The 13,403-nt window shown below is 50.4% G+C and carries 14 protein-coding genes; 7 read left to right on the top strand and 7 right to left on the bottom strand.

All coding sequences use genetic code 11. The features are described 5' to 3' along the window. Positions 1-25 precede the first annotated feature (25 nt). The 3 genes from U2W12_RS08930 (at position 26) to U2W12_RS08920 (ending at position 813) form a co-directional block, all read left to right on the top strand. Positions 26-196, top strand: coding sequence for a hypothetical protein (locus U2W12_RS08930; protein WP_326500328.1), 171 nt, complete (start codon positions 26-28; stop codon positions 194-196). Between the two features lie 66 nt (positions 197-262). Continuing rightward, positions 263-526: a hypothetical protein gene (locus U2W12_RS08925; RefSeq protein WP_326500327.1), complete on the top strand. Its 264-nt coding sequence runs from the start codon at positions 263-265 to the stop codon at positions 524-526. Between the two features lie 2 nt (positions 527-528). Continuing rightward, positions 529-813 (top strand): hypothetical protein, encoded by a 285-nt coding sequence (locus U2W12_RS08920; RefSeq protein ID WP_326500326.1) that lies wholly within the window; start codon positions 529-531, stop codon positions 811-813. Positions 814-840: 27 nt separating this feature from the next. On the opposite strand, the gene U2W12_RS08915 is transcribed toward U2W12_RS08920, so the two are convergent. The 6 genes from U2W12_RS08915 to U2W12_RS08890 all read right to left on the bottom strand — a co-directional run bounded on the left by U2W12_RS08915 (position 841) and on the right by U2W12_RS08890 (position 9,284). Beyond that, on the bottom strand, positions 841-3,873 hold the full coding sequence (locus U2W12_RS08915) for a type I restriction endonuclease subunit R (protein ID WP_326500325.1): 3,033 nt from the start codon (positions 3,871-3,873) through the stop codon (positions 841-843). A 10-nt stretch (positions 3,874-3,883) separates the two neighbouring features. Then, positions 3,884-5,239 (bottom strand): restriction endonuclease subunit S, encoded by a 1,356-nt coding sequence (locus tag U2W12_RS08910; protein WP_326500324.1) that lies wholly within the window; start codon positions 5,237-5,239, stop codon positions 3,884-3,886. Continuing rightward, positions 5,232-6,305, bottom strand: a complete 1,074-nt coding sequence (locus U2W12_RS08905; RefSeq protein ID WP_326500323.1) for a PDDEXK nuclease domain-containing protein — start codon at positions 6,303-6,305, stop codon at positions 5,232-5,234. The genes U2W12_RS08910 and U2W12_RS08905 overlap by 8 nt, the downstream gene beginning before the upstream one ends. Positions 6,306-6,335: 30 nt before the next feature. Continuing rightward, positions 6,336-8,705 (bottom strand): class I SAM-dependent DNA methyltransferase, encoded by a 2,370-nt coding sequence (locus tag U2W12_RS08900; protein ID WP_326500322.1) that lies wholly within the window; start codon positions 8,703-8,705, stop codon positions 6,336-6,338. Then, on the bottom strand, positions 8,705-8,881 hold the full coding sequence (locus U2W12_RS08895) for a hypothetical protein (RefSeq protein WP_326500321.1): 177 nt from the start codon (positions 8,879-8,881) through the stop codon (positions 8,705-8,707). Before U2W12_RS08895 ends, U2W12_RS08900 begins: the two co-directional genes overlap by 1 nt. 127 nt (positions 8,882-9,008) lie before the next feature. Continuing rightward, positions 9,009-9,284 carry a WGR domain-containing protein gene (locus U2W12_RS08890; RefSeq protein ID WP_326500320.1) on the bottom strand — a complete coding sequence of 92 codons (276 nt, stop codon included), beginning with the start codon at positions 9,282-9,284 and terminating at the stop codon, positions 9,009-9,011. Positions 9,285-9,436: 152 nt separating this feature from the next. On the opposite strand from U2W12_RS08890, the gene U2W12_RS08885 reads away from it, so the two are divergent. Beyond that, the gene (locus tag U2W12_RS08885) at positions 9,437-9,718 is read left to right on the top strand and encodes a type II toxin-antitoxin system ParD family antitoxin (protein WP_326500319.1); all 282 of its coding nucleotides are present in this window, start codon (positions 9,437-9,439) and stop codon (positions 9,716-9,718) included. A gap of 189 nt (positions 9,719-9,907) precedes the next feature. On the opposite strand, the gene U2W12_RS08880 is transcribed toward U2W12_RS08885, so the two are convergent. Continuing rightward, complete coding sequence (locus U2W12_RS08880; RefSeq protein WP_326500318.1) at positions 9,908-10,279, bottom strand: hypothetical protein; 372 nt, start codon at positions 10,277-10,279, stop codon at positions 9,908-9,910. A 214-nt stretch (positions 10,280-10,493) separates the two neighbouring features. Between U2W12_RS08880 and U2W12_RS08875 the strand changes: the two genes are divergently transcribed. The 3 genes from U2W12_RS08875 to U2W12_RS08865 all read left to right on the top strand — a co-directional run bounded on the left by U2W12_RS08875 (position 10,494) and on the right by U2W12_RS08865 (position 13,057). Continuing rightward, positions 10,494-11,936: an ATP-binding protein gene (locus U2W12_RS08875; RefSeq protein WP_326500317.1), complete on the top strand. Its 1,443-nt coding sequence runs from the start codon at positions 10,494-10,496 to the stop codon at positions 11,934-11,936. Continuing rightward, positions 11,933-12,607 (top strand): response regulator, encoded by a 675-nt coding sequence (locus U2W12_RS08870; RefSeq protein WP_326500316.1) that lies wholly within the window; start codon positions 11,933-11,935, stop codon positions 12,605-12,607. The genes U2W12_RS08875 and U2W12_RS08870 overlap by 4 nt, the downstream gene beginning before the upstream one ends. Positions 12,608-12,727: 120 nt before the next feature. Next, on the top strand, positions 12,728-13,057 hold the full coding sequence (locus tag U2W12_RS08865; protein ID WP_326500315.1) for a hypothetical protein: 330 nt from the start codon (positions 12,728-12,730) through the stop codon (positions 13,055-13,057). The last annotated feature ends 346 nt before the right edge of the window (positions 13,058-13,403 follow it).

Below are 13,403 nucleotides of genomic sequence, written 5' to 3'. Positions count from 1 at the left end.
TTTTATCAATTACGCGGAGTTAGTTATGGCAACAAATCCCCCAAAAAATGACGGTCATCGCATTGGCGCCGTTAAAGAACGCTCTCAAACTCAAACGACTTCAGGACATTGGGTAAAACGCGATGCTAATACTGGGCGTTTCATGGACGTTAAGTCAGATGGCACCCCATTTAAAGGGGTTCGCAAAGAAAAATAGATTCCTATGGGGGCTTAGCGAGCCCCTTTTTACCCGGCGTCCTTCAATTTTTATTAAGGTTAAAAAATGACGAAACTACAAGGTGCAGTTGTAAAAGAACAAGGCGTAACATTTGCGATTGTTATCGTGAAACAATTCGTGCTTCAGTCGCAAGTGGAGTTTCAGAAAGCAGCCTCGGCTTTCTCGAGATATTTTCCGGGAATGCCGATAGTTCTCATGGCACAGAATGGCCGAGGTGTACCCACTTATCGGGGACGAAAAGATATCGTCGACTTTTTGGCCAATATCCATATCTCCCAAATCCCTTGGAAAGAATATACATTCAATTGACTATGAAAGACTATTTCACAGGAATTCTCATTGTCATCGCCTATTCCGGTCGCACGCAGGCGACCATCATTCTGGGAATGACGGGATTTATCGTTATCAACCTTGTTGGCGATTACTCACTGGCTCATTTCCAGCTGACCGGCCCAATGGCCGGTTTAACCGATGTCATAAGAGAGAAATTTGCTCACCGGTATGACAAGGCGGCATGGGTAATGCTGTTCAGCTTTTGGTGGTTGGCCTTCAAGTTCTACCATAAGGACAAAAGGAAGTTTTGGAACAGCTTTTAGCTGTTCAATGGTCTGACTGCGGCTTATTTAAAGCCCTACCATCCGCCGCAAACTCTGCTGCATGGCTGCTTTAAATGCAGCATCATTCGCTAACAACTTATACAATTCGAGTTCATTGCGCCGGTTTTTCAACATCACTTCTTCAAATATCTTCTCGAACGCCAAATCCCGGTTATGGATATCCGGGTTGTTTTGGTATTTTTCTTCGAAATCGGGATGAGCCTTGATGCCGTCGGCGATGTTGATGAACTTGATGCGTTGTTCTTGGGGCGTTGCGCCCCACCCCTGAAACCAGCGCTCATTGAAATTGCGGATGATCTCGTCCAAAGGATCGTGATCTTGATCGCCGCCATGAGCGCCGCGCGGATTCGGGTTTTGCGGTTCCAGTTCGGTTTCACTGGCGTCCAAACCGATGCTGTGATTGAGCTTGACGCGCTCCAGGCCGTATGAAGACAAATCCACCGAATCCAGCAATTCATCGATTTGATCCGCGTCCGGGTCTTTAACGATCAGTTTGGGGATCAGGAATTTCAGGAACCAGAACAGCTTTTCCCAGACGGCAATTTCATACGGCAGGATCGAAGCCATTTGGCCGTAGATCTTGACGAATTGCTTGGCCTTAATCTTGAAGTCGGCCTTGTCGCGGTCTTCCAATCCCAGTTCGCTATTAAAACGGGCCGCGGCCGTGTCGATGATCGGGCTCAGTTGCTGGGCATCGGCATTGCCAAAGTACAGTGCGACAAATTGTTCGACCTCTTGCCATTCGTACACGCCTACATCGGCCAGCGCATCTTTCAACTCGTGCAGCACGTTGACATCGGTCGCTTCCGATAAACGGGTTGCGGTATAGAAAGGATCGAAGGCGGCTTTGATGTCTTCGACCGAATTGAAGAAATCGAGGATGAACAGATCCTCGGTTTTCTTGCCCCACTTCGGCGCCGCGCGGTTCAAGCGGGATAGCGCCTGCACCGCCAGTACGCCCTGTAGCTTCTTATCGACGTACATCGCGCAAAGCTTGGGTTGGTCAAAGCCGGTCAGATATTTGTTCGCCACGATCAGTAAGCGATACTCGTCATGGTTGAAATAGTCGCGGGTTTCGTTCTCGGCAAAGCCATTCATCTCGGCTTCGGTGTACTCAATGCCGTCGATCTCCTTGGTACCTGAAAACGCGATCAACGCCTTGAAGGGCTTGCCGCGATCATTCAGCAGGCGGGTAATGGCTTTATAATAACGGATGGCGGTTTCGATGTTCTGGGTGATCACCATGCCCTTGGCTTTACCCTTGAGTTTTTTGCTGTTGACCACCTGCGGAATAAAATGATCGAGGATGATCTCCGCCTTGATATTGATCGTCTGCTGATGCCGCTCCACGTAAGCGCGCAGTTTTTTCTGGGCCTTTTGGCTGTCAAACAGCGGATTCTCGGCAATCGATTTTTGAATCTCGTAATAGCTCTTATAGGTCGTGTAATTGGCCAGTACGTCGAGGATGAAGCCTTCCTCGATGGCCTGCTTCATCGAATACAGATCAAACGGCGCGAAGCTGCCGTCCGGCTGTTTGCAGCCGAATTTCTCCAGCGTATTATTTTTGGGCGTGGCGGTAAAGGCCAAATAGGAGGCGTTCCCGCGCATTTTGCGGGATTGCATCGCCTGCAGGATTTTATCCTGAACATCCATGCCTTCTTCATCGCCATTCTCGTTTTTGCCCATTGCCCGGTTCATGTTGTCATGCGCGGAACCGCTTTGGGAACTGTGCGCCTCGTCGATGATCACCGCAAAACGCTTATCGCTGAGATCGGCAATGCCATCGATGATGAACGGGAATTTCTGAATGGTGGTGATGATGATCTTTTTGCCCTGCTCCAGGGCGCTTTTCAGTTCCGATGACTTAAATGCCGGCGCGATGATGTTTTTGACTTCGGAAAATTCGCGGATGTTTTCGCGTAGCTGTTTATCGAGCAAACGGCGGTCGGTAACGACAATCACCGAATCGAACAATGGCTGATCCAGACTTTTAGCCCCCGGTATCTTCAGGCTGGCCGGATAAGCTTCGATCAGCTGATAAGCCGCCCAGGTGATCGAATTGGATTTACCCGAGCCGGCCGAATGCTGAATCAGATAGGTCTGCCCTACCCCATGCTTACTGGCATGGTCCACCAGCCGGCGTACCACATCCAGCTGATGATAACGCGGAAAATAGAGCGTGCGTTTGGGCAGCGGATCTTTGCTGCTGCCGTCGAGCCGGACGAAATGCTGGATGATATTGGCGATACTGGCCTTGCTGAATATCTCTTCCCACAAGTAGGCGGTTTTATGACCGTGCGGATTAGTAGGATTACCTGCGCCGTGGTTATGGCCCTTATTGAACGGTAAAAAGAACGTGGCTTTACCGTCCAGCTTGGTGGTCATGTAGACCTCGTCGGTATCCACCGCCATATGCACCAGGCAGTGGCCGAATTGCAGCAAGGGCTGAGCAATATCACGGTCCTCACGGTACTGTTTTTGCCCGTGATAACGCGCATTCTGTCCGGTCCATGGATTTTTCAGCTCCAAGGTGGCGAATGGCAGGCCGTTGATGAACAGCACCAAATCGATTTCTTCCAGCGTATTAGTCAGCGAATAGCGAACCTGACGGGTGCTGCTGAAGAGATTGGCGGCAAAGTTCTGTTTCACTTTGTCGGAACTGCTGGCCAGCGGCGCCGGATACATCAGCGTCAGATTGGCATCGTCGACGCTGAGGCCTTTTTTCAGTAAGTGCAGCAGGCCGTATTTTTTGATCAGGCGGTCGAAGCGTTCCAACACCTTTAGCTGCCAATCGCCGCCGTGTTTTTGCAGCTTTTCCAGTTCGTCGTGCTGGGTCTGTTCCAGAAACGCCCAGAACCGTTTCGTATCGAGCGCATAACGGGCATTAAAATCCTGCGGCAAGCCGAGCTGGTAGCCGTGATGCTGAGTGAAGGGTACCTCGCTCCCTTCGGCAATGGCCTGTTGTGCTTCCAAGCAGGTGCCGGTCAGTTGTTTTTCGATCGCGATTTCCAGTTCTTTTTCATTAGTTTTACTGACCATCGGGTTTTCCTTATGCCACCAAGCTGTCGGAGAGTTCAGGTGCTGAGCTTTCAACGAGCGCAGGAACCCTGATTTTGCCGGTCACCGCGCTATTGATCAGGGTGGCTTTGTATTCCTTCAGTTTGTCGATTTGCTGTTGTTGAATTGAAATGGCTCGGTCGATTTTGGTGGATTCGGTTTCGATGTGGGCGACAATGGCGGCTTGTTCTGTTAATGAGGGTAAAGGCAAATACAAGTTACCCAGATGGGTACGATTAGTTGAGGCTAAATTAGTCGTTTTTGTCGCCGTATCGATGAAGTATTTTCGTGCCATATCGGTCGCCAGAAAATTAGAAACAAAGTCCTGACTCAATATTGACTGATTTACACGAATAGCAAATACATGATTTTGGTGTAGACATGGTTTAATCTCATCACGCCAAACAGTACCCCTACCTAATTTATCAATATCGCCACCTTCGGTAACAAGAATATCGCCGTTCTGTAAAAGATAACGGGGTATTTCGTTATTTGGTACCGAAATTGTTGCAATATCATCTAATTTAAAATATCCACTTTGAACGTTTGCTACCCTTATATATGGCATTTCAACAAAGTTCTGTTGAAGGTATGACTTGCCAAGAGTTATCCCTGATTGGATTTTTGAATGCATTTTAAGTCTTGCGCAAATCCAATGCGCCGGTATCTCGCCAATCCACTTCACGCCGGAGTCGCGCATGGGAGCGCTGGGATTCAGGCCTCGGGTAACGGCATTTTGAATCAGAATTTGTTTGTGCTCTTTGAGCAAAGCGATCTGTTTTTCCTTAATCGCCACGGCCTGATCCATCTGCGCGGTTTTCCGATCCAGAAAAGCAGCAATAGCGATCTGTTCGGGAAAGGGAGGGACTCCCATAATAACCGCTTTCATTTCATCGTAGCGTGTAGTCCAAAGATCAGCAACAATCCCATGACCCATGCGATAAAATTCTTCGATAAACGCATAGCTTTTCAAAAGATATTGGCAGTATTGTGGTTGAATGCCTTTGGGTTCTAAAACAATATTGATGAGTGAAACTGATCCGTCTCTATCAGAAACCCCACTAGAGCCTTTTCGATCAGATCGGCTATTGATAACAAAATCTCCTTTTCTTACCAATTTTCTATTGTCACCGTCATTGGTTTTTGCTGCAGTTTCTAATTGCGGCAATATTCCATTTTTCGTAACAGATAATGGATGAAAATCTTTATCGGAAACTTTTTGTCTCCGTTCTTCAAAACGTGTACCTAAACGCGTTATATCCCAATGTGCTGGAATTTTTCCCAGCCATTCCACACCGGAATTCTTATAAGCCTCGTATTTCAGCATCGCCGCCAGTTGTTCAATCATCGCTTGTTTTATCCGTTTTATTCAGCAATTGCGCCTGTACTTTAATCCGTTCCAGTTCAAGCTCTCGTTTCAGTTCTGCTTCGCTCGGCAGGTAAGGCAGGTATTTGGCGGCAAACAGTTGTTCACTGTCAGTCAGCACCGAATATTTCACGACCGCTTCGCTTTTCTGGCTGCACAGGATCAGGCCGATGGTGGGATTATCGTCGACGGCGCGTTGCTGCTGGTCATAAATGCGCACATAGCTGTCCATCTGGCCGACATCCTGATGGGTCAATTTGCCCAGTTTCAGATCGATCAGCAGAAAACATTTCAGTTTGAAGTGATAAAACACCAGGTCGATATAAAAATCCTGGTCTTCGGTGCGAATGCGCTGTTGCCGGCCCACGAACGCAAAACCTTTTCCGAGTTCCAGCAGAAATGCTTGCAGATTGTCGAGCAAGCCCTGTTCCAGATCGGATTCCAAAAGCCGCTGGTTGGGTAGGTTAAGGAAGTCAAGAATATAGGGATCACGGAGATAATCCTTGGCGGACAACGCCTGGGGTTCCGTTTCGGCGATTTTTTGTTCCGCTTCGGCCTGAACCGCCGCTTTATCGCGGCTGGACAGCAGGCGTTCGTAATAGAGTTTACCGATTTGCCGTTCCAGGGCTCTGGCACTCCAATGCTGTCCGATCGCTTCCTGTTGGTACCAGCTTCGGGCGTTGAGGTTATCCACCCGGAGGAGCAGCCGGTAATGTGTCCAACTCAATTCGGTACGCACTGCGTTCCAATTTTGATAGGCCATAAAAAAAGCCCGCATATTGCGCAAGTTGCGGGCATCAAAGCCTTTGCCAAACTCCGCCGTCAACCGTTCGGAAAGCGCCTGCAGCTGTTGTTTGCCATAGGCGGCACGGGCTTGTCCCTGCTGCTCATGTTCGACAATCAAGCGGCCGATCTGCCAGTAGCATTGGACCATTGCGCTATTGACCGCTTGCTGTACTTGCTGCCGGGATTGCTGGATGACGGCCGCGATGTGCGTCAATAGCGGCGTGAGCTCATCGCTCAGTGACGCATTGACGCTTAACGGCATTATTGGCTCAAAATCTTGCACCACTGGCGCCTATATCTGGTCCACAGTAATCCCCAGAATATCGGCAATCAGGCCTTCCGCCTGTTTTTCCAGGGCAATGATGTCGCGGGCCACCTCTTCCATCGTGCGCAGCGGTTTGTGCCGGTAGAAATACTTATTGAAACTGATCTCGTAGCCGATCTTGGTAGAGTCGAGATTGATCCAGGCCTCAGGAACATGCGGTTTAACCTCCGCCAGGAAATAGCGGTGAATGCTGTCATTCAGCGGCACCGATTCACTGTCGCGCAGATCGGTGTTGGTTTCGTAAGTCAGATACTCGCCTTTCTTCTCGGTCGGATAATAGCCGAAATCGGGCAGTTCTTCCGCTGTGCAGTCCAGATGTTGCAGCAGTTGGTCGAGTTTGTCGCCGCTGAGTTTTAGTTTTTTCGCGATGACTTTTTCGGCGGCTTCTTCATACCAGCTGACCGCATTGAGGATGGCGTTTTTGTCACTGGCACTCAGCTTAATGGCCTGGGCTTCCAGTGCGTTATCGACTTGGGCGGTGAACTGATTAAAATCGCTGCATTCGGCTTCGCCGATTGCGGCCATCAGTGCATTGGCGGTCTTCACCAGGTCCCGTTGTCTTAGCCATGTACTCGGACTGAGTAGTTTTTGGCGGCTTTTGGCGTTCAGATTTAACTCGTTTTCATCACACCAGGACAGAATGGCCTTTTCCTGATCAACCAACGTGCCGATCTCGTAGACCGCATCGCCCCATTCGCTGTAAATCCATTGCATCGGTTCGCGCAGCGACCTGTCGAAGCGCAGAGTTTCGATAAGTTCGGCGCTGAATTGCGCTTTACGGCGATCGGGCCGCTCGATATTGACCTTGTAGTAGCCAAAATCGCGGTTATCGAACACTTGCGCCGCGATACCGGAATTATCGGCCTGACGTTCTTTTGTCGCCAATTGCAGATAAGTCGCGACAATTTCCTGAATATGCTCAGAGGAGAATTCGCAGTTTTTGTTGCCGAGATTCTTGCGCAGTTTGCGGAAAAGCTGGCTGGCATCGATCAACTGCACCTTGCCTTTGCGCTGGTCCGCTTTGTGATTGGATAGCAGCCAGATATAGGTGGTAATCCCGGTGTTGTAAAACAGGTTGTTAGGCAGCTGGATGATCGCTTCGAGCCAGTCGTTTTCGATGATGTGCCGGCGAATGTTGCTTTCGCCACCACCGGCGTCGCCGGTGAACAAACTGGAACCGTTATGCACCGAGGCGATGCGGGAGCCGTGCGGGCTTTGGTCCAGGCTTTTCATCTTGCTGACCATTTCCATCAGGAACAGCAATTGCCCGTCGCTGGAACGCGGTGTGGCGTCTACGGTTTCCGGCTTACCCCAATAGTCTTTCAACGTCACTTTAAAACGTGGATCAATCACGTCGTTGCCGTCCTTGATGAATTTCTGCTCGCTGGCCCAGCTTTTGCCATAGGGCGGATTGGAAAGCATGAAGTCGAAGCGGGTGCCGGCGAATTCATCGGTAGACAACGTGGAGCCGACCCGGATATTGGCCGGGTTGTTGCCTTTGATCATCATGTCGGATTTGCAGATCGCGTAGGTCTCGTCGTTGATCTCTTTGCCGTACAGATACACATCGCCAGTGGCACGAATCGCGCCTTCTTCATCCTTGATGAAATTTTGCGACTCGGTGAGCATACCGCCGGACCCGCAAGCCGGGTCGTAGATGGTCATGACGGGCGGCAGCTGGTCTTTGACCGGGTCAAAGATCAGATGGGTCATCAGCTCGATCACTTCCCGGGGCGTGAAGTGTTCGCCGGCCTCTTCGTTGTTTTCTTCGTTGAATTTGCGGATCAGCTCCTCAAACACATAGCCCATGCCTAAATTGGTGAGCGCGGGCAGACGATTGCCGTCCGGATCTTCCACCTCATTCGGGGTAAGATTGATAGAGGGAGAGGTGAACTTTCCTAGCACGTCCAGCAACACATCCTTGCCGGCCATGTGGCGTACTTGGGCCTTGAGGTTGAACTTGTCGATAATCTCTTTGACGTTGGCACTGTAGCCGTTCAGATAGTCTTCGACATTGGCGAGCAGAATCTGCTGGTTATTCGTCGCGGTTTTGGCGAGTTGGGTGAGCGTCCATTTGCTGGTGTTGTAAAACACGTAGCCTGAGGCGTCTTTCAGGCCGTTATCGTCAAGTTCGGTCAGGCCCATCTCGTTTCTCTGGAAGGCCAGCTCTTCCAGTACTTTTTCTTTGCTGGGCTCCAGTAAGGTATCCAGGCGGCGCAACACCACCATGGGCAGAATAACATCGCGATATTTGCCGCGCACGTAGACATCGCGCAGGCAGTCGTCAGCGATCGACCAGATGAAAGAAACCAGTTTATTGTGGGCGGCGTGGTTCATTATTTTAATTTCCTGCTTTCAGGCGATTTTTGGGCCTGTTTGATCCGATTTTCAATTTCTTGCATAACTTGATCGTGATCGAATAATTCGCCTCGATCCGCAGCCGCTATGCCCAGGGCAATTTTTTCAATCTGGCCAGGTTGTTGTTCAAGGTCTTTTGTGTGAGCTTTATTCACTAAATTCCGGTCACTTTGGGTTCGTCTGTAACTGCATAGGATACTATATCTGTACGGTCGGATTGTGCCTATTGTGGGCCTTGCCGTACTTCCCTTTATCATCGCTGGAATGCCTACTAAATATCTACTATTGATCTGAATCTAGGGTTGTACGAACTTTATAAGCTACGCCGATTCGCTTCGGAGCGGATTGCCGGCGTTTGAGGGATTTCTGCACGTATTGGAGCGCTTCTTCTTCATTGTTGACGACAGTTACGAGGGTTCGCCCTTTTCCGCCGATCCGTCCGTAAGTGGTTTCCACGATCCAGTTGCCGAAGAGGTCTTGACCGTAGGCGATCGAATAGGCGCGGTGAATGTTGCGCTCGGGATCGCGGGCTTCAAGATAGGCAACCGGCGTTATCATTGGCTGTAACTCCCCCCAGGGCTCACCTGCCCTAGGCAGAGGCCGCTAAAGCGTGGTTTTGCTCAAAGGACAAATCGCGAAAGCCCTTGTCAAAAGATATACACATCATGTATTTTTATTATACATGCTATGTATAATATATGAGGTTAGCCATGCATATCAACTTATCGACGGAAATGGAGCAGTACCTTCAAAGTAAGGTTGGCACCGGTTTTTACAGTAACGCGTCCGAAGTTGTCCGCGATGCGATCCGCCGGATGCGGGAAGAGGATGAAAAGCTCGCGGTGCTGCGGGCGGTCGTGCAGATCGGCGACGACCAGCTGGAACGCGGCGAAGGAACTCCGTACGCACCGGAGCGGCTTGAATCCATTACCGCTAAAGCTTTTGCCAATTCTCGTCAGGACAAGAAAGTAAATCCCGATGTTGCACCCTGATGTCGCGTTAATTCTCTCGCCTCAGGCCGAGGAAGGGTCACCGTAAGGATTCATGCGAAAATGGGCAATAGCATTCTTGCTCATGTGCGAAACCTCCTTACCATGTAATTTACGCACCGCACACCATAACGAGGCGTCGGCTTGAACAAATATTAGATTCGCCAGTTGGGCATAAGCAGCACAATGCGGTCAGTCATTAATAAATTCTTCGAATTTTCTATGGAGTAACCAACTGGGAGTTCGTGACAGCCGTTCAGAGTCGACAAGATACGAGGCTACAGTCTTCTTCTTGTCGATCATTTCGCGAGCCGCTAGTGCGGAAACGGCGCCGATTAGAGTGCCGACCCCTAGATGAAGAGGTGTATACGGGGCCATGCCATCAGAAAGTGGGAGGGCCAAAATAGTGGCAGTTACTGGCAGGCCGACAGAAAATATACTGCAAATGTCGCTCTTTCGGAAAAAGTGGAGCGTCTTTTTATACTGACTATTTTTGCCCATCCCCTCGAAAAGGTAAAAATTAGCAATATCTAATAAGTTGGCATGCACATAGCTGTAATTCAATCTTCGTCATCATCTCCGGCGTAAATACCCAAGCTGAACCGTCTACGGGAATCTCGGAGACTCATTATTTCGACAGGTTCAAATGGCGGCTGGTGACACGACGACTTGTTTTACCCCAAAATTTGATATGCTGCGCTAGAGACGCTCGTATTCTCTATTCGGCACAACTTCGTGTACAACGAAAATCCATAATCCCAACGCTTTTTGCTGCCTGATGCTTAAATCGATCCGCTTCAAGCTATTTCTTACCCTGCTGTTGACCACCTTGTTCGTGGTCGCGGGCATGTTTGCCTTCATGCGTTGGTCCCTGGATCGGGGATTTGCCGAGTTTGTCGAGAAAAGGCAGCGCGAACATCTCGCCGTGCTGCTTGAGAATCTCGGCGACTATTATTCCACCGACCCGGACTGGAAACACTTGGCTGGCAACAAGCGCCAATGGCTGGGACTGCTCGCACAGAGTCATGAGCGTCGGTATCCTTTTCCGAGAGAATGGTTGCAAAAAACGTTGAGCGAGCCGCCGGATGTTTGGCCTCCGGATCTGTCCGACTCCAAGGTGGAACGCCGCTTTCAGCCGCTGGAATTGCGCGTAATGCTGCTCCGGGCCGATCAATCGATTATTTTTGGGCGGCGCGAAGGATTAGATAAATTAACTTTGTATCCGATCCGGCATCAGCAACAGGTGGTCGGCTATCTGGGTCTCTTGCCCGGCAAACCCGTAAAGCAACCGATCGAGCTCCAGTTTATCGAGCGGCAAACGCAATCATTTATCTGGATCGCATTAGGGATGGTTGTGCTGTCGGCGGTTCTCGCGTGGATGTTGGCTTATACGTTGGGTCGCCCGTTAAAGCGGATCGCGGGGGCAGTAAAAACCCTCGCAGTTGGAAATTATGATGTTCGCTTACCTATCGAGTCGACTGACGAGTTGGGGCAGTTGGCACGCGATTTCAACGAAATGGCGGCCGCGCTGGCACAGGCCGAACAGACGCGACGCCGTTGGATCGCGGATATTTCGCACGAGCTCAGGACTCCGATCGCTTTGCTGCGCGGTGAGATCGAAGCCTTACAGGACGGCATTCGGCCGTTGACGCCAAGTGCGGTCGATTCGCTCTACAGTGATCTAATGCGCCTGAATCGCCTGACCGACGATCTCTATCAGTTATCGCTGTCCGATCAGGGCACTTTGAGCTATCGCAAAGCGCTAATCGATCCGGTCGCAATCCTGAAGGCGGATATGGCCGCCCTGATGCCGGAGTTTTCGAACAAGCAGATCATGCTCCAACTGATCGACCAGCGCGACTCTCCCTTTACTTTATATGCAGACGCCGACCGCATGTCGCAGTTATTTCGCAATCTTCTGACCAATAGCCTGAACTACACCGATACCGGCGGAAAATTGGAAATTACCGTGTCGCGACAGGGCAATATACTGAGTATCGAATGGGCCGACAGCGCGCCTGGTGTACCTAGATCAGCACTGCCGCACCTCTTCGAGCGTTTTTATCGGGTTGAAAGTTCGCGTAGCCGACATCACGGCGGTGCCGGCCTCGGACTGGCGATTTGCAGCAATATCGTAAAAGCGCACGGGGGCACGATTCGAGCCAGCGCCTCCGCGCTGGGCGGACTTCATATCCAGATCGAATTGCCGGTGGAGCGATGAAACAGATACTGATTGTCGAAGATGAACCGAAGCTTGCGCAGCTTGAAGCCGACTATCTGCGGGCGTCTGGCTTCGCCAGTACGATTCTGAGTAATGGTCTTGAGGTCGAGCCCTGGCTCAAAAAGAACCTCGCCGAACTGGTGTTGCTTGATCTGATGCTGCCTGGGCGGGACGGTCTGGAGCTGTGCCGCGCGATACGGGGTTTCAGCACCATTCCGATCATCATGGTGACGGCCCGGATCGAAGAAATCGACCGCCTCTTGGGGCTGGAACTCGGCGCCGACGATTATATCTGCAAACCGTTCAGCCCGCGCGAAATGGTCGCGCGGGTCAAGGCGGTATTACGCCGCTTGCAACCTCCCCCTGAGGCGAGGAATGAGCATTTGCTGACGCTCGATCCCAGCCGTTTTCGCATGCGGGTGGAAGGCCGCGAAACCGAACTAACTGCGGTTGAATTCGAACTGTTGCAGGCACTGTACCGGCAACCGGGGCGCATTTTCTCCCGGCAGCAGTTGATGGATTTGATCTATCCGGATCAGCGCATCGTTTCGGACCGGACGATCGACAGCCATATCAAGAAGCTGCGTAAGAAGTTGACCGAACTGCTCCCTGAGCAAGAAGTCATCCATTCGGTGTACGGAGCCGGCTATCGCTATGAAAATCCGGACTGAGAGCTTCCACATTATTTTCACAATTGCTGCAAATTGTTTGCATGGTCGTCGTTTATCTTAATCACCAAGAGCGGGGAAATACCGTTCTTATGATTAACTAATCCAAATGAGAACAAGACCATGAACAAAACTTTACTGACACTCGCAATCGTTTTGACTTTTCCTTTGACTGTCGCTGCATTTCCTGGCGCTCAAGGACCAGGCGCGGAAGAATATCAGCAACATCGGATCGAGCGGCTTACCAAGGAGCTGAATCTGAGCGCTGAGCAAAAAAGCAAGGTCGAAGTGATCTTCAAGGAGCAACATGAAAAATTCAAAGCGTTGCATGAAGAAACTCACACCAAGCTCGGCACCGTATTGAGTCCTGAACAAATGTCCAAGCTTGAAACGCTCAAACAGCAACGCCGTGAGCACTGGAAGCATAAAGAAGGCCTCCAAAAATCCGAGTAAGTTCTGTTTCATTATCGGAACGAGGTGACGGTCGTGGGCCGTCACCTCTCCAGGAGCTCACTTTATTGCTTTATGCATCAAGCCATTGCCGGTCGATTTTTAATGAGGCCAATGTCAGCTTTGTTTGAATTAACTAATCTAAGCAACGTTTTAATAGATGCTCTTAAGGATCGGTTATACTCCGTTAGCCTCAACAGAGCAGGTTCGGCCTGATCTTGCCAAGATTTGTAAGCGCTCTTTAAACTGCGTCTATCCCTCCTGATTAAAAGAGCAGAAGATAGTGTCCACGTATAATAAGGTGGACACCTATGATGGAGAGCAAGAGTCGATTATCGCGAGCACTGGT

The sequence above is a fragment of the Methylomicrobium sp. Wu6 genome, assembly GCF_035916875.1.
Lineage (GTDB): Bacteria > Pseudomonadota > Gammaproteobacteria > Methylococcales > Methylomonadaceae > Methylomicrobium.
Note: the sequence above shows the minus strand (reverse complement) of the source record. Positions and strands in the feature narration are given on the sequence as shown.